Source organism: Streptomyces sp. NPDC029836, from assembly GCF_055574495.1.
Genome location: NZ_JBVHZI010000010.1, coordinates 116,562 through 139,356, shown reverse-complemented (window position 1 = coordinate 139,356; position 22,795 = coordinate 116,562). Strand labels below are relative to the sequence as shown.

Annotated in this window: 18 protein-coding genes and 1 pseudogene; 5 read left to right on the top strand and 14 right to left on the bottom strand. The window is 75.6% G+C overall.

All coding sequences use genetic code 11. The annotated features are described in order from the left end of the window. The first annotated feature begins 85 nt into the window (after window positions 1–85). The 3 genes from ACZ4XJ_RS26530 (at window position 86) to ACZ4XJ_RS26520 (ending at window position 2,719) form a co-directional block, all read left to right on the top strand. Window positions 86–520, top strand: coding sequence for a GntR family transcriptional regulator (locus ACZ4XJ_RS26530; protein ID WP_362878606.1), 435 nt, complete (start codon window positions 86–88; stop codon window positions 518–520). Between the two features lie 139 nt (window positions 521–659). After that, window positions 660–1,445: a 3-hydroxybutyrate dehydrogenase gene (locus ACZ4XJ_RS26525; RefSeq protein ID WP_468497624.1), complete on the top strand. Its 786-nt coding sequence runs from the start codon at window positions 660–662 to the stop codon at window positions 1,443–1,445. Window positions 1,446–1,549: 104 nt separating this feature from the next. Next, window positions 1,550–2,719, top strand: a complete 1,170-nt coding sequence (locus ACZ4XJ_RS26520) for an alpha/beta hydrolase (protein ID WP_362878603.1) — start codon at window positions 1,550–1,552, stop codon at window positions 2,717–2,719. Between the two features lie 19 nt (window positions 2,720–2,738). On the opposite strand, the gene ACZ4XJ_RS26515 is transcribed toward ACZ4XJ_RS26520, so the two are convergent. The 13 genes and pseudogenes from ACZ4XJ_RS26515 to ACZ4XJ_RS26455 all read right to left on the bottom strand — a co-directional run bounded on the left by ACZ4XJ_RS26515 (window position 2,739) and on the right by ACZ4XJ_RS26455 (window position 20,418). Next, on the bottom strand, window positions 2,739–3,623 hold the full coding sequence (locus ACZ4XJ_RS26515) for an ABC transporter permease (RefSeq protein ID WP_468497623.1): 885 nt from the start codon (window positions 3,621–3,623) through the stop codon (window positions 2,739–2,741). A 14-nt stretch (window positions 3,624–3,637) separates the two neighbouring features. Then, window positions 3,638–4,462: an ABC transporter ATP-binding protein gene (locus ACZ4XJ_RS26510; RefSeq protein ID WP_468497622.1), complete on the bottom strand. Its 825-nt coding sequence runs from the start codon at window positions 4,460–4,462 to the stop codon at window positions 3,638–3,640. After that, complete coding sequence (locus tag ACZ4XJ_RS26505; protein ID WP_468497725.1) at window positions 4,456–5,208, bottom strand: PIG-L deacetylase family protein; 753 nt, start codon at window positions 5,206–5,208, stop codon at window positions 4,456–4,458. The genes ACZ4XJ_RS26510 and ACZ4XJ_RS26505 overlap by 7 nt, the downstream gene beginning before the upstream one ends. Before the next feature lie 845 nt (window positions 5,209–6,053). Continuing rightward, window positions 6,054–7,562, bottom strand: a complete 1,509-nt coding sequence (locus ACZ4XJ_RS26500; protein ID WP_468497621.1) for a glycoside hydrolase family 3 protein — start codon at window positions 7,560–7,562, stop codon at window positions 6,054–6,056. A gap of 368 nt (window positions 7,563–7,930) precedes the next feature. Beyond that, window positions 7,931–9,085 (bottom strand): class I SAM-dependent methyltransferase, encoded by a 1,155-nt coding sequence (locus ACZ4XJ_RS26495; RefSeq protein WP_468497620.1) that lies wholly within the window; start codon window positions 9,083–9,085, stop codon window positions 7,931–7,933. 461 nt (window positions 9,086–9,546) lie between these two features. Next, window positions 9,547–9,696 (bottom strand): annotated as a pseudogene (locus tag ACZ4XJ_RS26490) (PhnA domain-containing protein); the annotation flags it as partial. Further along, the gene (locus ACZ4XJ_RS26485) at window positions 9,697–11,457 is read right to left on the bottom strand and encodes a thiopeptide-type bacteriocin biosynthesis protein (RefSeq protein ID WP_468497619.1); all 1,761 of its coding nucleotides are present in this window, start codon (window positions 11,455–11,457) and stop codon (window positions 9,697–9,699) included. Between the two features lie 63 nt (window positions 11,458–11,520). Further along, complete coding sequence (locus ACZ4XJ_RS26480) at window positions 11,521–13,479, bottom strand: TOMM precursor leader peptide-binding protein (RefSeq protein ID WP_468497618.1); 1,959 nt, start codon at window positions 13,477–13,479, stop codon at window positions 11,521–11,523. Next, window positions 13,476–15,458 carry a hypothetical protein gene (locus ACZ4XJ_RS26475; RefSeq protein WP_468497617.1) on the bottom strand — a complete coding sequence of 661 codons (1,983 nt, stop codon included), beginning with the start codon at window positions 15,456–15,458 and terminating at the stop codon, window positions 13,476–13,478. Before ACZ4XJ_RS26475 ends, ACZ4XJ_RS26480 begins: the two co-directional genes overlap by 4 nt. A gap of 548 nt (window positions 15,459–16,006) precedes the next feature. Further along, entirely contained in the window at window positions 16,007–17,161 is a 1,155-nt protein-coding gene (locus ACZ4XJ_RS26470) for a lantibiotic dehydratase C-terminal domain-containing protein (RefSeq protein ID WP_468497616.1), read from the bottom strand. 29 nt (window positions 17,162–17,190) lie between these two features. After that, window positions 17,191–19,872 carry a lantibiotic dehydratase gene (locus ACZ4XJ_RS26465; RefSeq protein WP_468497615.1) on the bottom strand — a complete coding sequence of 894 codons (2,682 nt, stop codon included), beginning with the start codon at window positions 19,870–19,872 and terminating at the stop codon, window positions 17,191–17,193. 112 nt (window positions 19,873–19,984) lie between these two features. Next, window positions 19,985–20,167, bottom strand: a complete 183-nt coding sequence (locus ACZ4XJ_RS26460) for a thiazolylpeptide-type bacteriocin (RefSeq protein ID WP_362878585.1) — start codon at window positions 20,165–20,167, stop codon at window positions 19,985–19,987. Window positions 20,168–20,226: 59 nt separating this feature from the next. Next, window positions 20,227–20,418 carry a thiazolylpeptide-type bacteriocin gene (locus tag ACZ4XJ_RS26455; RefSeq protein ID WP_362878583.1) on the bottom strand — a complete coding sequence of 64 codons (192 nt, stop codon included), beginning with the start codon at window positions 20,416–20,418 and terminating at the stop codon, window positions 20,227–20,229. Window positions 20,419–20,948: 530 nt separating this feature from the next. Between ACZ4XJ_RS26455 and ACZ4XJ_RS26450 the strand changes: the two genes are divergently transcribed. Both ACZ4XJ_RS26450 and ACZ4XJ_RS26445 read left to right on the top strand, forming a co-directional pair. Further along, window positions 20,949–21,581 (top strand): TetR/AcrR family transcriptional regulator, encoded by a 633-nt coding sequence (locus ACZ4XJ_RS26450; protein ID WP_362878582.1) that lies wholly within the window; start codon window positions 20,949–20,951, stop codon window positions 21,579–21,581. Further along, window positions 21,578–22,321 (top strand): LmeA family phospholipid-binding protein, encoded by a 744-nt coding sequence (locus ACZ4XJ_RS26445; RefSeq protein WP_362878580.1) that lies wholly within the window; start codon window positions 21,578–21,580, stop codon window positions 22,319–22,321. Before ACZ4XJ_RS26450 ends, ACZ4XJ_RS26445 begins: the two co-directional genes overlap by 4 nt. 29 nt (window positions 22,322–22,350) lie before the next feature. Here the strand turns inward: ACZ4XJ_RS26445 and ACZ4XJ_RS26440 are convergent, their stop codons facing one another. Beyond that, window positions 22,351–22,665, bottom strand: a complete 315-nt coding sequence (locus ACZ4XJ_RS26440) for an SH3 domain-containing protein (protein ID WP_362878579.1) — start codon at window positions 22,663–22,665, stop codon at window positions 22,351–22,353. Window positions 22,666–22,795: the final 130 nt, after the last annotated feature.

The window sequence follows — 22,795 nt, the reverse complement described above, 5'->3', positions numbered from 1 at the left end:
CGCACCGAACACCGCGACCCGGCAAACCCTTCCGGCCACAGCACTAGGCTGAGCGAAAACGACGAGGACCAAGGAGGCGGGCACCGTGGTCGTGTTCCGCATCGAACGACGCAGCGGCCTGCCCGCCTACCTCCAGATCGTCCACCAGGTGGAGCAGGCGCTCCACATGGGGGCACTGGCCGAGGGCGACAAGCTGCCCACCGCGGCGCAGGTCGCCGCCACCACGAAGGTGAACCCCAACACCACCCTGAAGGCGTACCGCGAACTGGAGCGGTCCGGACTGGTCGAAGTGCGGCAGGGCTCGGGCACCTTCATCACGCGGACGCTGGCGACGCCCCGGACGGCGCCGGAGTCCCCCGTGCGGGCCCGGCTGGGCGAGTGGATGCGCGAGGCGCGCGCGCAGGGACTGACCTCGCAGGAGGTCACCAGCCTGTTCGACACCGTGCTGGGCGAGGAGTACCCGGCGGGCGAACCAAGACCGGCGCACACGCCGTCCGTCCCGGTGGCGCCCGGCCCCTGAGGCCCGTCGCCGGATCGCGCCCGCGACCGCTCCCACCGGGCCCCCACCCGTCGGTGGTGGCCGCGGCCATGTCCGGGGCCCGGACTGTGGTGGCGGCGCACATCGGCAGCCCCCGGTACGCGTCCCTACCGTTCGGGTCATGACGAGCGGATTCGGTGGAACGGCGCCCGGACTCCCGACGGGCGCACTGGTCGGACGTACGGCCCTGGTGACCGGCGGCGGCAGCGGCATCGGGCGGGCCTGTGTCGAGGCCCTGGCGGGCGCCGGGGCCTTCGTCCACGTGGTGGACCTCGACGCGCGGGCCGCCGCGGAAGTGGCGCGGCGGGTGGACGGGCGCGCGCATCCGGTGGACCTGGCCGATCCCGCCGCCCTGGCGTCCCTGCCCGAGGATCCCGACATCCTGGTCAACAACGCGGGACTGCAACACGTCGCGGCCATCGAGGACTTCCCGCCCCGGATGTTCGAACGGCTGCAGCAGGTGATGGTCACCGCACCGTTCCTGCTGCTGCGCCGAGCCCTGCCGCACATGTACCGGCGCGGTTGGGGCCGGGTGGTCAACATCTCCAGCGTGCACGGCCTGCGGGCCAGCCCCTACAAGTGCGGTTACGTCACGGCCAAGCACGCCCTGGAGGGCCTCAGCAAGGTCACCGCGCTGGAGGGCGCGCCGCACGGCGTGACGAGCAACTGCGTGAACCCCGGCTACGTGCGCACCCCGCTCGTGGAACGCCAGATCGCCGCGCAGGCCGAGGCCCACGGGATCCCGCCCGAACAGGTCGTCGGCGAGGTGCTGTTGCGCGGTTCGGCGATCAAGCGACTCATCGAACCGGAGGAGGTGGCGGCCGTCGCCCTGTGGCTCTGCGGGCCGCACACCGGCCACGTCACGGGGGCCTCCCTCCCCATGGACGGCGGTTGGACCGCCGCCTGACGTACGGCGCCCCGGTCCTATCGGGCCACTTGAAACCCCCTGGGCAAGCTGGTCCGGACCAACTACGTTGGGGCGTCGCCAGTTCGCCGTTTCCCCGAGGGTGGATGATGATCACGCGTCGCTCCGTTCTGCTGCTCGCCGGCTCGGCCACCGGCGGCCTGTTGCTCTCGCCCACCACCGCCCAGGCCACCGCCGCGCTCCCCCTGCCCGCCCCCACCGCGTCCCGGACCGTCGGCACCCGCACCCTCCACCTGGTCGACACCGCGCGCGAGGACCCGTTCGCCCCGGACCGCCGCCCGCGCGAGCTGATGGTGCAGCTCTGGTATCCGGCCCTCGCCAGGGCGGGACGTCCCCGCGCCGCGTACACCACCGCCGCGGTCGCCGCCGAGCTGGAGTCCGGCCTGCCGCTGACCGCCGGGACGTTGGCCGCCGTCCGCCCGCACGCCCGGGACGCGGCCCCCGCGGCGCAGGGCCCGCTGCCGTTGCTGCTGCTCGGCCACGGGCGCAAGGGTGGCCGCGCCAACTGCACCGCCCTGGCCGAGGACCTCGCCGCGCACGGGTACCTCGTCGCCGCCGTCGACCACACCTTCGACGCCGCGGTGGTCGAGTTCCCCGGCGGCCGGATCGTACGTGGCGTGTTGCCGGAGGAGCCGGCCGATTGGGGCGCCCAGGAGCGCCTGGAGATCGCAGCGCGGGTCGATGACCTGCGTTTCCTGGCCGGCGAACTCCTCCGGCCGCGCGGCGGCGCGGGCGGGTGGGGGTGGCCGCGGGCCGACCCGGCGCGGATCGGGGTGCTCGGCCACTCCATGGGCGGTTCGGCCGCGGCCGAGGTACTGCGCGTGGACGGCCGCTTCCGGGCCGGACTCGGTCTGGACGGCGCCCTCTTCGGCTCGCCCGTGGCCGAGCAGGGCCTGGACCGGCCGTACATGCTGCTCACCGCGGCGGAGGACCACGACACCTGGCGGCAGTGGCGGGACCACCAGCGCGGCTGGGCCCGCCAGGTGCGGATCACCGGTACCGGACACCTCACCTTCACCGACCTGCCGCACTTCGCCGCGGCGGGCGGACTCCCGCGGTCCTGGCCGGCCGACCTGTACGCGGAACTCCTCGGCACCCTGGCCCCGGCCAGGTCGACGCGGCTGGTCCGGGCCTACGCGCGGGCCTTCTTCGACCGCTTCCTGCGCGACCTTCCCGCCCCGCTGCTGGACGGCCCCTCGACGCGGTTCCCGGAGGCGCGGTTCCGCTGGAGCCACCCGGGTACCGGCCCGCGCTGACGCGCGCCGACCGCCCCCGTCACGAGTACCGCGTCACCAGACCCCGCCTGCGGAAGGAGCGCATCATCCGGCTCAGCGCGAACAGGCTGAGCAGCATCAGGACGAGCGTCCCGGCGGTGGCCGTGCCCAGCTCCCGCCAGGGCATCCCCCCTCCGCCGGTCAGGGCCCGACCGGCGGCGAAGACGTGCGTGGTGGGCAGGATCTCGGCCAGCGGGCGCAACGCGGCCGGCAGCGTGGAGACGGGGTAGAAGACCCCCGACAGCGGCATCACCACGGACAGGGCGCCCCAGACCAGGGCCTCGGCCCCGCTGCCGTACCGCAACACCAGGCCCACCACCAGCAGCGCCACCGACCAGCCGCAGGCCAGCAGCAGGGCCGCCACCGGAACCAGCCCGAAGCCGAGCGCCGTGACGTCGAAGGCGTAGGCGGTGAAGGCCAGTCCGGCGACGGCGATCGTACTCGCGGCGGTGCGCAACAGGGCGAAGAGGCCGACGCCCGCGAGGTACTCCCACTCCCTCATGGGGGTGGCGAGGAGGCCGAGCAGGTTCCGCGACCAGGTCTCCTCCAGGAAGCCGGTGGCGAGCGAGATCTGGGTCTGGTGGACCAGGTGCCACAGGACCGTGCCGCTGAGCAGGTACACGGCGACGGCGGTGGCGGCTCCCGGGTCGGTGCCCGCCGCCTGGGCGGCGAACAGGCCGATGGACCCGTAGAGCAGGGTGTCGACCAGCGGCCAGACCAGTACGTCGAAGAAGCGGTGCGGGCTGCGCTTGAGCACCAGCCAGTGGCGGCGGGCGACGGCGCGCACCCGGTACGCGGACGCGACGGCCGGGGACCGCAGGGCGGGAGGGTCTCCGCCCCCGGGGGCGGCGTCCGGTGCGGCGGGGGACGTGGGGGAAGTCGTCATCGGGCGGGAGGTCTTCATCGGGCGGTGGCCCTTTCGCGGTCGCGTTCTTCGGCCAGGTGCAGGAAGACGCCCTCCAAGTCGGCCCGGCCGAAGCGGTGCGCCACCTCGGCGGGCGTGCCGTCGGCGGCTATCCGGCCGCCGTGCAGGAACATCACCCGCTCGCAGAGCCGCTCCACCTCCACCATGTCGTGGCTGGTGACCAGCAGGGCGGTGCCCTGTTCCGCCGAGAGGGCGAGCAGCGCCGTGCGGACGCGCAGCGCGATGTCGGGGTCGAGGGAGGCGGTGGGTTCGTCCAGGATCATCAGTCGGGGTTCGTGCAGGGCGGCCTTGGCGATGCCGACCAAGGTGCGCTGGCCGCTGGAGAGTTCGGTGCCGATGGCGATGCCCAGGTGCTCGATGCCGAACCGGGTCAGGACGCGGTCCACGGCGGCGCCGGGGGCGCGCAGCCCGTACAGGTCGGCGTAGAGCCGCAGGTACTCGCGCACCCGGACCCGGTCGGGCAGCGGCAGGTAGCCGGCGACGAAGCCGACGCCCTGCATGGCCCGGGCCCGGTTGCCGTGCAGGTTCGTGCCGAGGATCTCGACCCGGCCCGCGTCCGGTTCGACGGCTCCGAGGCACATCAGGAGCGTCGTGGTCTTGCCCGCGCCGTTCGGCCCGAGCAGGCCGAGCCGCTCCCCCGCGCGGATGGTGAAGCCGGCGCCGTCCACGGCCCGGCCGCGCCGGTACTCCTTGACCAGGCCGGTCGCCGCCATGACGACGGGCCGCGGGTCCTCGGCGGGTCCGTCCTGGCCGGCGCCGTCCTGCGGGGCGGTCTCGGCGGGGCGGCCCGGGGTCAGCACGGCGGGTCCAGGGGCGACAGTTCCCAGATCACTTCGGCGCGCAGCGGTCCGGTGCGGGCGAGGAAGGTGCCGTGGTCGGGGACGAGCGCGGCGAGTTGGGAGGCGTAGCAGAGCACCGCCTCGTGCTTGGCCTGCCAGTGCTCGTCGGTCAGGAGCAACTCGTGGCGGACGGTGGTGCGATGGCTCCGCAGCAGCTGCTGGTAGGCGAGCCCGCACATCGGGCTGCGGGCCAGGGCTCCGCTCGCGGCGTCGGTGCCCCATTCGGGTAGGTGCCCGGTGTAGGGGAGGTCGGCGTAGACCCACGGCGCGGGGGCGCCGGCGGCGGCGAGGACCTTCGTGGCGCGCAGCCGTACGCTCTCGTGGTCGGGCTGGTTGCTGCCGAGCGGGGCGAGGACGCGGGTGCCGGGGGCGAGTCCCTCCAGGAAGGCGTCGAGGAGGTGCGGTTCGCCACCGTCGCCGTACGGGCCGTCGGGGTGGTCGAGGACGACCTGTGCGACTCCGAGCCGGGCGCAGGCCCGGGCGTCCTCGGCGCGGCGGGTCCGGTACGCCTGCGCGGCGGAGACGAACCCGCAGGTGCTGTCCCACCAGGAGGTGGCGGCGTCGGGCGCCGGGGCGCCGCCGAAGACGGTGACGAAGGCGACCGGTCCGGGCAGTGCGGGCAACAGGCCGGCGAGCGACAGGGCGGCGTCGTCGAAGTGCGGGGACAGGACGACGGTGCGCCAGGGGGGCGGAGCGGGAGCGGGCATGGGTTCCTCCGGATCAGGTGCGGGTGGCGGGGCGGGAGAGCGGGCCGGCCTGCGGGCCCGGCTCCGGACGGGTCCGCCCGGGGCCGGGGCGTCGGGCGCGGCGGTGGCGTTCGGGTCGGTGGCGTTCGGGTCGGAGTCGGGCGCGGCGGAGTCGGGCGGGGCGGAGTCGGGCGGGTCGGCCAGGGCGGCGAAGGCGGCGTCCCACTGGGCGTCGTCGCCCTGCCAGCGGCCGGGGCGCTCGGCGACCGTGTCCCACCGGACGCCCGGCGGCAGGGCGGCCGTATCGCCGGGGGGCGTGCGGCGCAGCCACAGCAGGGAGAAGCGGTGGCCGGGGTGGCGTTGGCGGAGCAGGGTGTGCAGGCGGGCCAGGTCAGCGGCTTCGAGTTCGTCGAAGGCGTCGTGGTGGACGTACAGCACGTGCGCCCGGGAGGCGGTCAGCTCTCGCCAACGGGCCGCGAGGTGCTGGAACTTGGCCCGTACGCCGGCGACCTGGTCGGCGATGTCCTCGGCCGTCAGGGGTGCGTCGGGCCGGGCGTGGAAGTCGTGGAAGAAGCGGATCCGGGAGCCCGTGTCGAGCGCGCAGGTCCCGTTGCTGAACGGTTCGGTGAGGCCGGGGCCCAGGACCTCGCGGAAGTCGGTGGCGAGGGTGCGGAGCACGGATTCGAAGTCGAGGTCGAGCCAGTCGAAGAAGTGGGCCCGGTCGTCGCCGGTGATCCGCCGGATCTGGTAGGTCGATTCGCAGTGGTAGCCGAGGCCGACGCAGACGTCGTACACCTGGTCCTCCGGGGTGGCGGGGGGAAGGGTGGTCCGGGTGGTCGAAGGGGGCACGGTGGTGCTCCGGGTGGTCAGGTGCGCAAGGGGCCGGTCCAGGTGCGTCCGGTGAGGAGTTCGGCGGCGGCGACCGCGTTGACCAGGCCGGCGCCACGGGTGAGGACCACCCGGCTGCCCGGTTCGGGGGTGCGCGGGCCGAGGCCCATGTCGACGGTGACCAGGTCCGGCCTGCGGGCGCGCAGGGCGCGCAGGGTCGCGTCCTGCCAGGGGTCGAGGGCGGCGTCGCGCACGACGACGGCGACGGGGCCGGTGTCGGGCAGGTCGATGTCCCGGGGGTCGGTGTCCGGCTCCACGTCGGTGGCGCAGGCCAGGGCGTCGAGCAGTTTCAACGCGGGCGCCAGGCCCCAGGGCGCCGTTCCGACGGCCATGTTGCCGCCGGTGAGGAGCCGTACGGTGTGCACCGGCTCCCCGGGGCCGACGGCCGGCAGGCCGGCGGTGGAGAGGGCGCGGCGGGCCGCGACGAGCCCGATGCCGTATGCGCTCGCGGCGGGTTCGGCGGGTTCGGCGGACGCGGGGGCCGGGTGCGCGGTGGTGGGCGCCGCCCAGGCGCGGAGTGCGGCGACCCGGGCGGCCGCCTCCTCCATCCGTTCGACGGTGAGGGCTCCCGTGCGCAGGGCGTCCTGCGCCGCCCGGTGGACCTCGGGGAGGATCGACTCGCCGTCGGTGGCGCCGAGCAGGACGAGGTCGACGCCCGCCGCCCAGGCGAGGACGGCCGCGCCGCCGAAGCCCCAGCGGTCGCGTACGGGGGCCATCTCCAGGGCGTCGCTGATCACCACGCCGTCGTAGCCGAGGTCCTCGCGGAGCAGCCCGGTCACGATGCGCCGGCTCAGGGTGGCGGGCAGGTCGCAGAGGTGCGGGAGCCGGATGTGGCCGGTCATGACGGCTTTGGCGCCGGCCGCGATGCCGCCGGTGAACGGGGGCAGGTCCAGGGCGCGCAGTGCGTCGAGACCGCGGTGGATGTCGGGCAGCGCCGTGTGCGAGTCGGTTCCGGTGTCCCCGTGTCCGGGGAAGTGCTTCAGGGTGGCGGCCACGCCGCGTTCCTGGAGGCCCCGGACGAAGGCACGGGTGTGGCGGTCGACGGGGCCGGGCCGGGAGCCGAAGGACCGTACGCCGATGATCGGGTTGGTGGCGCGGGAGTTGACGTCGGCGCAGGGGCCCAGGCAGAGGTTGATCCCGGCCTCGCGCAGGTCGGATCCGACGGCCAGGGCGACCTGCCGGGTCAGTTCGGGGTCGTCGACGCTGCCGAGGGCGTGGTTGCCGGGGTAGACGCTGCCGCGGTGGTAGTCGAGCCGGGTGACGTCACCCCCTTCCTCGTCCAGGGCGATCAGGGCGTCGGGCCGTACCGCGCGGATCGGGTCGACGATGTCCTCGCGCAGCGAGCGCCCGGTGGAGTGGAGGTTGGTGCCGAACAGGCCGACCCCGGCGATCCCCGCGTCCAGCGCGCGCAGGATCCAGTCGGGCGGCACGCGTCCGTCGTAGGCGGGCAGGAGGCAGGCGTTGACGAGGGTCGTGGCAGTGCTCACGGGCGTTCAACCTTCGGGAACGGGACGGAGGGAGGGAAGGGCGGAGGTCCCTCCCGGTGGGGCGGCGTGACCGGACCGGGCCGGTCCGACGGGTCGGCCGCGGGGCGGCGGGGCTGCGGGGCGGCGGGCCTCGACGGAAGGCCGTGGGCGCGGGCACGGGCGCGGCGGCGACGGCGGCGTCTGCGGGGTACGGGGCTGGGTGGTGACGGTCGGACGGGCCCGGCCTCCGGGGTGTCGGCGGGAGGGGCGTCGGGGGCGGCGGGGCCCCGGGCGCGGGGCCCCCGCGCGTGCTGGGACAGGTCAGCCGGTGGGACGGGTCAACGGCCGGTCGGGCTCAGCCGGTGGGACGGGTCAACGGACGGCGGGGCTCAGCCGGTGGTGCGGCGGTGCAGCAGGACGCCGGTGCTCCCGCGCTTGCTGAGGTAGGCCCGGCCGCCGCAGACGGCTTCGAGCGCGGGGCGTACGAGGACCCGCTCCTCGACGGCCTCCCAGTGCGCGGCGGTCTCCAGCCAGGGGGTGAGCCGGGTGGCGAGCGCCTCGGGTTCCAGGGCGACGAAGACCCGGTCGGTCGGCAGGGTGTCGAGCAGGTCGAGGTCCTGGCCGTAGTAGAGCATCTCGATCAGGAGGTACGCCGGTCCGGGCAGCCGGGGCCGGGCGGCCAACTGCTCCAGCCCGTCGGGGTGGACCCGGGCCGTGTCGCCGACGCGGGCGGACAGCCGGTCGCGGAACAGGGTGTTGGGCTCGGTGGCCTCCACCGTGAACCCCTTGGCGGCGAGCCGTGCGGTGAGCGCGCCCTCGCAGGCGCCGACCTCGATCAGCGGTCCGTCCGCCGGGGCCAGCCGGCCGGCGATCCAGGAGGTCGTCGCGTCCAGCCGCTCGTCCTCGTAGGGGGAACTCTCGAACTCCCACGGGTCCTCCACGGAGGCGGCCCCGTCGTCGAGGCTGGACAGCAGGGCGAACAGCCGTTCGCGTTCGGCGGGTTGGGCCTCGAAGAACCGCTCGGTGGCGGGCACGCGGGCGGTGTAGAGCATCTGGTCCGGCGAGGTGGACCCCAGGAGGTGGCCGCAGTGCCGGTTGACGAAGTCGAGTTTGGCGGCGGTCTGGGAGCCGTCGAGGGGCCGGTCCAAGTCGCTGATGAACTGGAGGAACGGCGAGTAGCCGACGGCGTGCCGGACCGCCATGCCCTCGCCGGCGACGGCGGCGTCGCGGCCCAGCACGCCGCGGCTGCGGCGGTTGTCGGCGGGCGAGTGGGTCCACAGCCGGGCCGGCAGGCCGGCGGCGGCCCGGTGCAGGAGGACGGCGAGCGGCTCCGGGCCCGGCGAGGCGGCCGTGTCGTCGACCGGTCGCACGTGGCGGGCCAGTACGGCGAGTCGTTCGCGCAGTTCCGTGCCCGGGGGCAGGACCAGGTGGGCGCGGGTGTCGCCGCACAGCACGTGGACCTCGGTGCGGCGGGGGTCGGCGAGGACGGAGAGGAAGTCGAGAACCGCGTCCTCGGCTCTGAGCACAGCCACGATGTCGATCACGGACGGGTCCTCCATCAGAGGTTTCGGCGGCGTGCGGAACGGGCCCACAGCCGGCCGGAGCGAGTTCTGTTAAGAACCCTAACCATCACGACGCCAGGTGGTCCAGACCAATTTCACGCCGATCGGGGCCCTATCGGTACCCCCTCCACGCCCGCTCGGAGCGGACTCAAATCCATGCCCCGGGACGCCCCCGCACCCGCACCCCCCACGCCCCCACACGCCCGCCCGACGCGGTCGGCGCACCCGGTACGGGCATGGGGCCACGGGGTTCCGGGCCCTTCCGGCATCGACAGCGGCGACCCGCGCGGCACGAGGACGGCCGGCCCGCGGGCGGAGGGGAAACGGCCCGGGGGCCGAGGGACACGTGGGCGGGCGGGACCGGCCGGCCCGCGACCGGAACCGTACGATTTCGGCCAACCGTCGGCGCACGGGCGGGCCCTGACGGCGGCCGCGCGGACCGGTCAGCCCTTCCTGACCACGCCGGACTTCAGCTGCACGGGGACGCGCCCCTCGACCTTGCAGTCGATGTCGTGGCCCTCCACACCGTCGACGAGACGTATGGTGCGCACCTTGGTACCGGCCTTGATGCCGGTCGGGCTGCCCTTGACCTTTCAGGACCTGTTTCCGGCGGCGGGGGCGACCGTGGCCGTGGACGCGTCCGGCCCCAGCGCGCGGGTGTCCGGGTGGCGGCCGAGGGGGAGGAGGTACTGGAGGGGTTGGGTCAGGTCGTCCAAGCCGAACAGTTCGTGCGCGAGGTCGTCGTGGAAGCCGCCGAGGGTCGTACCGCCGAGCCCGAGGGCGGCGGCGACCAGGAGGAGGTTCTGCGCCAGGTGGCCGGTCTCCAGGAGGGCGAGGCGCAGGGCGCGCAGGCCGTAGCGGCTGCGGAGCAGGCCGAGGTCCGCGTACAGGCCGAGGAAGACGGGGGCGGCGTCGATGCCGATCGCGGCCGGGTCCGTCGCCGGTCGGGACAGGTACGTCGACAGCGCCTTGAGTTCCGCGACCTCCGGGGCCGGACCGACGTACCGCAGCGTCCGGCGTTCCGGTACGCAGTCGTAGGTGCCCGGGGCCACCCCGGCGACGTCGAGCACGATCAGCCGTACCCGGGCCGTGTACAGGGCGCCCGCGCTGGGGTGCGGGCGGTGCACCGCGGTCAGGACGGAGCCGTCGGGGCGGTGGTGTTCGGTGCGGCCGCTCTCGGCCAGGGAGTGCCACAGCAGCGCGCCGAGGGCGCCCGCGTCGAGCGGTCCCCCGAGGGGTCCGCGCACCGAGGCCCGGGCGGCGAGGGCGTCGCGCAGGGTCGTCGCGGGCAACGGGTCGGCGGGCAGGGCGGTTTCCGGTCGGCCGGCGCCCGGCGCCCACTGCGGATCGGCCGCCGGTGACCTCAGCGCCGAGTCCTCGCCCCGGCCGATCTGGAACTTGCTGCGCTCCAGGTAACGCAGGTCGGGCGCGGTGTGCGCCTGCGGGAACCAGCCCGCCTCCTCGGGCGCCGAACCGGTCGTCTCCCCCGGCTCCAGCAGGGTGCGCGCGGCCAACCGGCACACGGCCCGCTCCTCGTCGGGGCTCACCCCGAGCCGGTTGAAGAGCATGTGGAGCTGCGAGGCCCACACCCAGTGCGCCGCCTCCTGCGGCAGGCCCCGCGCACCCGCCCCGCCGCGCATCAGGGCGTCGGCCTCGCGGACCCGGGCGGCCCACCGTACGAGCCCCGGTTGCGCGGTGCCCGCCGCGAGCCGCTCCCGCAGGTCCGCCGCGCGGCGTACGAGTCCCTCGCGCTGGGTCGCGTACACGGAGTTGACCCGGCCGTGCACGGCCGCACCCGGCAGCAGCGGCACCTCCTCGACCCAACGCCAGCCCGCGGCGTGCCGGCGCAGCCAGCGGGCCGCGGTGAGCGGGTCCATGCCGAGCCCGTGGGCGGTGGCGTGCGCGAGGTCCGCCGCGCGGGTCAGCCGGTCCGCGGCGCCACGCAGTCCCGGCAGGGCGTCCAGCGCGGCCCGCGTCGAGTCGGTGAAGACCTCCTCGGCGACCGGCAGGGCCCCGGGGCCTCCGTAGCGGCCGGTCTCGGGTACGTAGGGCACGGTGCGGACCTCGCCGTGGCGTGACGGCCACGGCCCGGGCACGGACGGCACCTCCTTCGCCGCCAGGGCCAGTTCGGCGGGCAGCCGGTCGAGGGCGGCCGAGTGCGGTCCGTGCGCCCGGATCCGCAGGTGGGGGCCGTCCTCGCCGTAACGGATGAAGAACCACCGGTCGGCGTGTCCGGACTCCACCAGGCCGTCGAGGAGCGGGGCCGCGGTCCGCAGCAGGAAGGCGTCGGTCTCCTCGGCATCGCAGTGCAGGAAGAGGTGGTGGCTGTGCCAGGTGCCGGTCGTCGTCGTCACGAGGTTCCTCGGGGTGGGCGGGCGCGGGCGGGGGCGGGCGTACGGGTCGAGCGGCCGGGCCGGTCAGGGGAAGGGGTGCGGGTGGAGGGCCAGGTCCGCGTGACGCAGGGGGCGGGTCGTGCGGCCGAGCCGGTACGGCACCTCCAGCAGCCGGGGCAGGCCCCGGGTGCGGTGGTTGACGTGTCCGAAGGTCATCGGCAGCGATCCGGGAACCAGCGTCTTCACGCAGCGCAGGCCGAGGCGTTCGCGGGTACCCGGCTCGCTCTGGTCGACGGTGATGACCTCCAGGCCCGCCCCGGCGAGCCGCTCCACGGTGGCGCCGAGCAGGGCGCCGAGGTCGCGCACCGGTGTGGGGGCGCCCGGCCAGGCCTCCTCGACCGTCAGGGGCGGCGCGTCGGCGAACAGGCACTCCCAGCGCGGCGCCGCCTCGGGGAGGGTGCCCAGCCCGACGTGGTCGTCCAGGCTCACCACCAGTTCGGGGCGGTCCAGCATCGGTCGCAGCCGGGCGGGATCGCGCGGGCCGCCCGCGTCGGTCGAACGGTGCGTCGATTCCAGGACGTTGGTGACCACTTCGGCCACGGCGGACCGGATCGCCGCGCGGGGGTCGTGGTGGGCGCCCGCCGCGAGGAACATCCGGGGCGCCGCCGGGTGGGTGCCCTCGTAGCGGCAGACGGCGAGGACGGCGGGGATGCCGAAGTCGTTCGTCGCGTCGAGCAGGACGAGCCGGTAGCCGACCCCGGCCGCCCGGTCCGTGAGGAGGGCCGTGTCGAGGTCCCCGGCGGGCGCCTCGATGCGGCGCAGGGGGGTCGACGCGTACCAGGCCATCAGGAAGGCGTCGCGTTCGGCGACCTCGAACAGGCCGTAGAGCGCCGCCTCTTCGAGGCTGTTGCCCAGTCCGCAACCGTTGGAGGACTCGTACACCACGCGGGGGCGGTCGGGACCCGGCACGTCCCAGTAGGCCACGTGCTCGGGCACCGCCGTCACCCGCTGCCGGGTCAGCGACCAGCCGTGCACCCAGTCCAGTTCGAGGTCCGGGGCGTACGGGACGGTCCGCGACGCCGGGTGGCCCTGGTGGGCCGGGTCCGGCAGGCCGAGGCGCTCCGGGTCGACGGCCAGGTCGGGGCCCAGTGCGGCGAAGGGGGCGCGCAGCGCGGTGCGCCGGCCGGTGGGGCGCATGCCCGCGTGCCGCTCGACCGCCTCGAACAGGGCGATCCGCTCGCTGCCCGCGAAGTCGCCGGCGCGGCCGTACCCGGCGCCATCGGCGAGTCGGCCGTCCGTGACGAAGGCGCTGGTCAGGGAGAAGGCCGAGTCCTCCGCCCGGATCAACCGGCGGACCGGCCCGAACCGGGTGTCGTACAGCGCGGCGCGCAACCCCTCGGGCGTGGTGCGGGGGTTGGGGGCGCGCAGGACGTACGGGTCCGGCAGCGGGCGGGACGCCGAGGGCAGCGGCGCGACCGCGGCCGGGTCGTCCGCCGGCAGGGGCCGGCACACGGCGCAGCCGCCGACCGGGCGGACCCGGTGGGTCGACCAGGTGCCGCGCCCCTGGTGCAGGACGTGAACGACGGCGGATGCCGCGTCGCCGTCCCGGTGCTCGTGATCGTCGCCGTCGCCGTCGCCGTCGCCGTCGCCGTGATCGGCGTCGTCGAGGAGGTCCAGCGCGAGGGCGGCCGCCGAGCCGCCGAGCGCCGGTGACGGTACGCCGGCCAGCACCATGCCGGGGCTGCGCCACGGCACCCGGCCGCCGTCCGTCGCCAACCGCTGGTACTCGGCGCAGCACAGGCAGGTCGCCGCGCCGGGCCGCAACACCGGGCCGATCACGGCCAGCGGTCCGTCGAGGCGTACGGGCACCAGGGCCACCGGGTGCCCGAGCCCGTACCGACTCAGCCCCTCGGCCTCGCCGAGCGTCCACCGCGCGAGCAGCACCACGGCGGGCCCTGCCTCGTGCCGTAGCGCTGCCGCGCCGTCGAGCAGGGGGACGGGCAGGGAGCCGAGGGTGGAAGGGGTGGAGGGGTGGCTGGTCATCGGGGGTTCCTCGGGGTGGGTAGGACGGTGAACCCGTGGGCGTGCAGGAGTTCGGCGAGGGCGGGGGCCCGTTCGGGGGTGGACGACCGGGTCGGGCCCGTCAGTCGGACGAGGGCTTCCTGCAGGGCGGGCTCGCGGCCGGCCGTTTCCGCGAGCCAGCCGCCGGTCCACCCCGCGTCCTCCCAGTCGGCGGTACCCGCTCCGGCCACGGCCAGCGGAGCCACGGCGCCGCCCGAGGGGCGGGGCCTCCCGGTGGCCGGCCCGGCGACGCGGCCGGCCACGGCTGCCAGCGCGGCGTACGCGGCCGCGTCGCCCGGGGTCGCCTCGACGGCCTCGCCGAGCAGCTGCGGCGGGCCCTCGGCCGCCCGGTGCACGACGGCCCGGTACGCCTCCTCGCCCGGGACGAGCCGGAACACCTCCAGGCGGGCGGGCACCGCGAGGCGGGCCGTCAGGGTCGTCCACCAGTGGTGGACCTGGGGGTGCCCGGACCAGTCGGACTCCGCAGGGGGTGACGGCCCGTCGGCGTCGGTGAAGAGCCGGGACGCCGCCTCGCGCAGGGCCCGGCCCCGGGCGTGCCCGGGGTTCGCCCCGACGGTGAACCCCGCCCCCGGTTCCGCCGCGCCCAGGAGGTGTTCGGCCGTGCGGCAGAACAGCTCCAGCCGGGCCAGGTCCAGTCGCGGCGCTCCCCCGGCCAGCCGCCCCTCGTGGGGCGGGAGCCCGGGCAGGAGACAGGCGGCGAGCGGGACGGGGAGCTGTCGCAACTCTCCCGGGAGGGGTTCGGGCAGCGCCCCGCAGCGCTCGTCGGTGAGGACGGCCAACCGGCGCAGCGCCTCGCCGAGGGTGGTGGCGGGTGCGGCGGCGGTGCGGCGGTCGCCGTCGATCCGGTCGGGGCCGAGCCAGGTCCGGTACTCGGCCCGTGGCGGGCGGGAGTCCGCGAGCAGCACGGCGGGCAGGCCGGGCTGCAGCCCGCCGTCGTCGCCCTCGGTCGACGGGTCCGGCAGGCCGGCCGCCGCGCACAGGAGTCGGTGCGCGGCGGCGCCGGCGAGCAGCGGGACGAGCGTGTCGGACCGTACGGGCGCGCCTTGGCAGAGCCGGGCCGCCAGGGCTGCCGCGTCGGAACGGGCCTGGGCGGCGCTGCCGGGTGCGGTGACCCAGCCGGCGCCGCCGGAGCGCCCGACGGCGAGTACGTGCTCGGGGCCGTCGCCGAGGATCCGCAGCAGGACCCGGCCCTCGGGCAGGTGCGGATCGGCGGTGTACGTGACGGGCAACCCCCCGCGCGCCAACGCCTCGCCCGCGGCCCGGCCGAGGGGCCCGGCGGGGACCCCGGCGAGCACCTCGGCACGTGCTGCGGCGAGCGCGGCGGCGGCTTCGCCGGGCCGATCGGCACACTCCCCGAGCCACTGGGCGAGCGGGCCGGGGGTCCCGAGGGCGGGGCCAGCAGGGCCGGCGGCCCGGGGCTCGGGAACGGCGGGGCCGGAAACCGCGAGGTCGTAGGCGGTGGGTCCGGGACCGGGCAGCACGGGCTGGGAAACGGCGGGGCCGGAAACCGTGGGGCCGGAAACCGTGGGGTCGGAACCTCCGGGGTCGGAAGCGCCCACTACGGACCCGGCAGATCCGGGGCCGGACCGCGCGGGCTCGGAAGCGGCGGGCTCGGAAGCGGCGGGGGCTGAGGCCGCGGGGTCGGAACCGGCGGATCCGGGGTCCATGAGGTCCGGGGCGCCGGCCATGGGGACGTCTGGCGCGGGGGGCCGGGCGGGCTCCGTCACGAGCAGGTCGTGGGCGTCGAGTTGCGCGAGCAGTGTCTCCACAGCCGTGTGCAGGGCCGAGCCGGGTTCCGTTCCGTCGAGGAGGTCCTCCACGCCCCCGGCCAGCAGCACGGGCTCCAGCTGTCGCCACAGCCGGGGTAGGGCGGCGCTTCCCTCCAGGGTGAGGTTCCCCCGCCGCCCCCGCAGATGCAGCCCGTCGCGCAAGGGCGTCACGGCAACCCCGGACCGCAACCTCCGCACACCGCCCCGGGCGGCAACGCCCGCAGCGGGAACCGACGAAGCGGAAGGTGGCGGCCCGGCAGCGACCGACACGGAAGCAGCAGGCGCGGGAACAGCCGGCACGGGAACGGTAGGCGCCGAAGCACCAGGCACGGAAGCGGCCGCCGCAGAAGCAGCCGGCACGGAAACAGCCGGCGCCGAAGCACCAGGCACGGAAGCGGCCGCCGCAGAAGCAGCCGGCACGGAAACAACCGCGGACACGATCGGCACCACAGCGCCCGCCGCCGCACCCCCCGCCGCGGACACGGTCGGCGCCGCAGCACCCTGCGGCACACCCCCCGCCGCAGGGCCGACCGGCTCCGTAGCCGGCTCCGCGGCCTCCGCGCCCGCAGGCGCGACGGGCGTCAGGTGGGTCGGTGCACCCGCGTCCGGCGCCGAAGGCGCCGGGCCCGCCGACCCCGCCGGGCCCCCCGCCCCGGAACCGGCCCGGCCCAGCGCGGTGTCCGGCGGCGCGGTGGTGCGCGCGGCTCGCGTCGTCGGGGTCATGCGCCCGGCTCCGGAGTCGTCGCGGCCGCGGCTGCGGCGAGGTCCGTCCGCCAGTCACAGCCGGTCAGCGCGGGAACCGTGCGGATGACCAGGTGGGCCGCCAAGTAGCGCTCCACCGGGCGGACGTCGCAGAGGGCGAGGAGCCGGTACAGGGCGTTGGTGCACGCCCGGTACACCAGGTAGTCGGGGCGGCTCCACATCCGGCCGTCGGGGTCGGAGCGGGCCAGCAGGCGGTGGAACTCGCTGTAGCGGGTGCGGGTTTCGTGGTCCCAGCGGCGCGCGGCCGCCGCGTCGCCGGTGGCGGCGGCGCGGGCCCGGTACTCCTGCGGGACGCCGTGCAGGTCGGCGCCGGCATCGTACCGACCCCGGGTCAGTCGCCAGGCGTCGCACGCGTACTGCGCCCAAGCGCGTTCCCAGCCCTGCGCGTCGCCGTCGGCGATCCGTCCGACGAGAGCGGTGACGGCGCCGCCCGCGCTCTCCCAGTGGCCGTCGAAGCGTTCCCGCAGGCGGCCGTCCGGGTCCTCGTGGAGGAGGTGGTCCTCCAGGTGGGAGACGTACGACCAGTGCCCGCCTGCCAGTCCCCCGGGGTGGGCGCCGGCGTGCGCGGCGAGCGCGGTCACGGCGAGCCGCAGCCGGGCGCCCGCGGTGTCGCCCTGCTCCCCCAGGTAGCCGGCGCCCGCCTCCAGCGCGCCGAGCCCGGTCCGCAGCAGGTCGTCGCGCAGGGCGGCGCCGTCGTCGCCGAGGAGGGCTCGTACGGAGGACCGGTCGGCGGGCTCGGTGCGGACGGTGTTGTCCGGGGCGATGGGCCCGTAGGGCGGGGCGACGAGTTCGGCGCGGCCGGCCTCGGCGGCCAGCTCCAGCAGCCGCGCTTCGGAGAGGTCGCCCCGCGAGGGGTGCAGGGTCATCCAGGCGCGGATCCGGTCGGCGGCCGCGGTCGCGGCGGCCGTCACCCGGGCGGGCGGTCCTTGGAGGCGCAGCCGCAGGTGGGGGCCGTGCAGCCAGTGCCGTTCGACGTGGGCGTCCAGGCCCGAGGCGGTCGCGGACCGGGCCAGGGGGAGCAGGACCTCGCGGAGCAGCGGTGCTTTGACCGGGTGGTGGTAGGAGGCGACCACGTCGCGGGCTTCGGTGGTGTGGGGGGGTGCTGCGCACACGGGGTCCTCCTCCGTGGTCGGGGGGTGGGTCATCGGGGCCGCCCGGTCCGGTTGACCTCCAGGACGAGTTCGGCCGCGCGGGTCGGGGCGGCCAGGCCGCCGGAGGCGGGCAGCGCCTCTTCGAGGACCGCGCCGTCCTCGTGCCGGAGCAGCCATTTGGCCAGGCAGCGCAGGTGCAGGGCGTTCCCGAGGTCCACGAACTGCGGCTTGGGGCGGTTCAGTCGGCTGAGGAAGTCCTCGGCGCCGCGCCCAGTGGGGGTTGCCGCGGCCGCGTGCAGGAAGAGTTGTTCGGGCAGGTCCAGCAGGGCGCGCCAGCGGGCGGCCGCTTCCGCCGGGTGGGGGCCGGCGGCCAGGTCCGCGCGCAGGGCCCGGACCGTGTCGGGGGGCAGCACCCAACGGGCCCGCCGGAGCACGACGTGCCGGTGGCGCAGCCGGGGGCTCCGGGTCACCGTCCCGCCCGGCGCGGTAAGCGGCGTACGGGGGATGAGCGGGCGGAAGTCGACGGTTCCCTGGGGGTGGTCGCTGAGGTGGGCGCCGAGGCGGCGCGGCAGGAGGACGGGGGCGAGGAAGCCGGAGTAGAGGACGTCGAGGAGTTCGCCGGTGGCCCGTAGCCGGAAGCGCACCTGGTCGGTGGCCTGGTCGTGGACGAGTTCCAGGTCGGATTCGGTGAGGGAGGCGCTGCGGCGGTCGGTGCCGATCTCGTCGGGGACCAGCAGGGGGTGGAGGTTGGCGTTGAACCCGCCGACGGGGCGGATCTGCGCGGCCCTGGCGCCGGGGCCGAGGCCCCGGTCGATCTGTTGGGACGCGGCGGCGCGCGCGGCGGGGTCCAGGGCGTCCAGGAAGCGGCTGCTGAACCGGCCCCACCCGCCGTAGACGTGGTTGACGCAGAGCAGACCGCGACGCGGGTCCCGTTGGAGGAAGTACGCGTAGCCCAGGGGCCGTTCGAGGGCCCAGTCGGGCAGGTGCGCGCCGAGGGTCTTGAGCGGGTCCGGGGGCAGGACGAGTTCGGGGGTGCCGGCGGGCGCCGTGACCGCGGCGTCCCGGACGGCGTCGATGACGGCGGAGCGCAGGGCCAGGAGTTGGGCCGCCCCGGTGGGCAGCGCGGTTCCGTCCTGCGGGTCGAGTACGGGGAGTCGTGCGGCGGCGTCCCAGGCGTCGGTGACCTCGGCGCCGAACTCCCAGGGGTGCCGACAGCTGCCGCCGAGCCCGTAGCGGGCGACGAAGCGGTCCCGGACGACGCGGCGGACGAGGTGGCCGAGGTCGAACAGTTCGGCCAGCGCCGTGACTTCGCCGAGTGCCTCGTGGTCGGCGGCGTCGAGGAAGCCGTCGAGGACGAGCGGGTCCGGGGCGACGACGTCCTCGGTGAGGACGGTGAGCGGCGCGGACACGGGCGGTACGGGGCGCCCCGCGTCGGCCAGTTCGGCCCGCCAGCGAACGGACAGGTCGGCGAGCAGGGCGGGGCGTTCGGCGGCGGGGGTGTCGGCGAACGAGGCGGTCAGACGGCCGAGTTCGTCGAGCCGGTCGGCGCGCGCCGCGTCCTCGGGGTGGCCGGCGCCGAACGTGCGCAGCCAGGCGGCGAGGCGGCGCAGCGGGTCGTCGTCCTGGGGCGGGATCGGGTCGGCGGGCACGAGCAGGCCCGCCTCGACGAGCCGTTCGAGGTATCCGGTGGCAGCCGCCGCCATGCCGTTCGCGTCGCCGGCCCCGCTCCCCGGGCCCGCCAGGGCTGCCGCGAGCACGTCCGTGAGGGCGTCGAGGGCGACGGGTTCCGCGGCCCGGCCGGTGAGCAGGTCCAGCGGACCGGCGTGGGCGAGCTCCGCCTCGTCCTCGCCCGCCACCAGGTAGCGCCCGCCGGCGAAGGCGGTCCGGTCGCGGGAGTACGCGGCCCGGCCTTCGGTGATCCGGGCCGTGCTGGTGATGCGGTGCGGCAGGGCCGTGCGGCGGTGGGGGGCGTCGAGGAGCGCCACGGTGAGGGCGGCCGTCAGGGTGCGGTTGACCTTCACCACGGAGCGCAGCGGGCCCAGGAGTTGGGGTTCGGCGCCCCACGACGGGACGGTCGGGTCGGTGGGGTGTGCGGCCAGGGGGCCCCAGCCGACGGCGGTGAACCAGGACAGCGGACTGGTCTTGGTGCTGGCCCGTAGGGCGTACCGCAGTACGGCGGGTTCCTCCTTGCGCGCCCGCCGGTCGGTTGCGCCGGTGGCGGCCCGCTCCACGGCCCGGAGCAGGTCGACGCTGGTGGAGGCGACGGCTTTGGCCAGGGCCGGCCGGGCGCACAGGGCGGCGAGTTGGGCGCGTTCGGCGGCCAGGGCCCGTTCGGTGGCGACGTCGAGCCGGGTGAGGAGGTGGGCGCGGCGCGCGCGCAGGGCGGTCCAGCCGGCGAGCGCCGGCAGCCGGGCGGGCAGGTCACCGAGGCGGGTGAGCAGGGCGGGTCGGGGTTCGCGCCCGTTGTGCAGGGCGCGGCGCAGGGGCAGGACGACGTCGCGGTGGAACTCTTCGGGGTGGCCGTCGCGGCTGTCGTGGAGAGCGTCACAGAGGGGCTCGACGAGACGCAGCAACTCCGTTTCGACACCGTGGAGTTGGGCGGCGAGCGTACGGAATCGCGCGGCGTCGGGCGTCTGGGCGGGATGCGCGAGGACGGTGGCCCGGACCAGCGCGTACGGCGCGGACCGGACCGGGTGTTCGGCCTCGGCGGCGGTGTGCTGTGGCTGCGGCATGCCGCTCCCGTCCTGTGTGTGGTGGCGCGGGCCTCCCGCCGCACGCGGGGTGCGGCGGGAGGCGTCCGGCATGTTGTGGGTCAGTGGTGCGTGCTGGGTGCTGGTGGCCCGGTCAGCCCACGGGGGCTTCGCCGGCGTCCGGGTGGGCGCAGGAGGAGGAGCCCTGGCAGGAACACGAGCCCCAGGAGGCTCCGCCTTCGGGGAGGGCGGCCGTGTCGCGCATGGACGTCACGGTGAGTTCGCCGAGGTCGAGGTCCTCGATCTCGAACGCGGGTGCGGGCCGGGATTCGGGCATGGATGTCTCCTTCGCTGAGTGATCGGTGAGGATGTGCGCGGTGGGGTGACGGGCGGTGATCAGCCCGTGGACACACCGGTTTCCAGCTGCGGGTCGACGCAGCTGGACGAGGCGACGCAGGAGCAGGCGCCCCCGGCCGCGGCGCCCTCGGGCAGGGCGCCCTTGTCTCGCATGGACGTCACGACGAGGTCGCTGAGGTCGAGGTCGAGCGCCTTGAGGTCGAGATCGATGGTGCTCGCGAATTCGGGCACGAATGTCTCCCAGAAGTGGGTGATAGCCGAATGTGCACGGGAACAGGACACCGCACTCCGCGGCTCGGGTCGTCCGATATTCGGAGAGCGCTGTTCCAAAAAAGTATGACAAGGCCGATCGATCTGCGGCAAGCAATTGCGGAACGCATCGGACGCCCAGAAGAGTCACGTCCGAATAGCGCTTTCGGCGGCTGGAACACGGCGGTCCACCGACGAGAACCGGCCGCTTTGATGCAGGCCCAGAATCGCCCGGACCGCTATAAGCGTGCTGGAAAACCCATCGAAGTGACGTCGACGGACGCGGGCCGGCCCGGGGTGAAATGCACGGGGGAATTCCACCCCGGCCGGAACGGGAATCGGATGGCCGGTCTTTCGCCCGGCCGGGTGTTCACGCCCTGATGTGGCGGCAGATCCGGTCGAGGCCGCGCGACAGCCACCCATTGGCCCGCGGCAGTACTGCCCAGGCGGACCGGGTCACACATGGCAGGACTGCCAATTGACATGGCTGCCGCGCTGGATAGGGTGACTCCATGGCACCCGAGACCCCCCAGCCCGGCCTGCGCGAACGCAAGAAGGAGCAGACCCGTCGCACGCTGCGCGCGTGCGCGGCCCAACTCTTCGCCGAGCGGGGGTACACCGCGACGACGGTCACCGACATCGCGGCGGCCGCCAACGTGTCGGAGCGCACGTTCTTCCGGTACTTCGAGAACAAGGAATCCCTACTGCTGCCGGACAGCGCCGAGTTGTTCGCCTTCATCGAAGCCGCCTTGGCCGAACGCCCGCGCGACGAGGACCCACTCGACGCGGTGTGCCACGCGTTGTTGGAGGCCGCGGTGCCGTTCGCGCGGAGCACCCTGGCGGGTCTGACCCACTCGCTGGCGGGCGCGGAAGGGCAGGCGCTGATCCGGTCCCGGTTGATGCAGGCCTTCATTGAGTTCGAGGACCGGCTGGCGGTCCTCGTACGCGAACGCCTCCCGGCCGACCTGCCCGACGCCGACCTCCACGCGAACGTGGTCGCCTGCTCGGCCCTCTCCGCGGCCCGTGCCGTACTGCGCACCCAGCGGGCACGCCGCGAGGCCGGTACCGCCGGGGACACCGCCCCGCTCCTGCCCAAGGCCTTCGACCTGCTCGCCCTCGCCCGGAACGGAACACCCGCACCGTGAACAGCCCCCGTCGCAAGACCCTGCTCGTCACCGCCGCCGCCTGCCTCGTGGCGACCGCCGCGACCGGGACCCTGAACCTCGTCGTCCTCCAGCGGGCCGAGGGGGAGGTCGTCGACGCGGCGACCTGCCGGCTCGGCGCGGCCGGAGCGGTCAGCGCCGATCTCGACGGTCCCCTCGCCGGACTGCGCGCCCTCACCGGCGGCATCGAAACCGTCCGGGTGCGTGCGGAGGGCGTGCGGCGCGAGGGCGCCGACATGGACGTCGAGGCGGTCCTCAAGGACGTGTCCCGCGACGGTGTGGGCGGGGGCACCGCCACGGCCACCGTGTCCTACGCGTCGCTGAACCGGCGCGCGGAGCGCGAGGCGGGCGACGCCGCCTCCGGCCTGGCCCTCGGCACGGACGGCAAGGACCTCACGCTCACCGGCGACGCCGGTGGCACGGGGCTGCCCGTCACGGTCAGGACGACCCTGTCCACCACCGCCGACAGCGTCACCGTCACCCCCGCCGCCGTCCGGCTGTTCGGCCGGGACATACCGGTGGACCGGCTCGCGTCCCTGCCCTTCGCATCCGGCATCGCCGACAAGTTGAGGCCCCGTACGATCGGTCTCGGGGACCTCCCGGACGGGGTCGGGCTCACCGGGGCGCGCGCCACCGGTGCCGGGCTCGTCCTGTCGTTCTCCCTGGCCGGCGGGGAGCTGGGGACGTCGGGCACCGGCGACTGCGTCGCCCCGGAGGCCTGAGCGGGCTCAGCGGCGGGTCGGCCGCGGGTTCAACACCAGGGCACGTTGGTGTAGTTGTGCACGTACCGGGCGGACACCCAGCCGTCGCCGTGCAGCCGGTACCAGGTGTCGTTGCCCTCCACCCATTTGGCTTCGGTCCGGCAGGACAGTTTGACCTTCTGCCACGGGGCGAGGGTGCCGACGACCCGGGCCGTGGTGGTCGGGTTGGAGCGGACCTTCACCCCCGCCGAGCTGACGACCAGCCCCTCCGCGTACGACCCCGACGCCAGGGCCGTCCCGGCGAGGAGAACGGCCGAGACTGCGGCCACCGGCGCCGCCGCGGCGATCTTCCTGAACATGCGCATCCGCGCCTCCCCAAATTCCACTGCCGGACCCCGCCGGACGCCACCCGTCGTCGCGGGCACCGCCGGACACCGCCGGGCTTGCCGAATACCGCCGGCGGCCGCGTCGAACACGGCCGCCGGAAAGGACCTT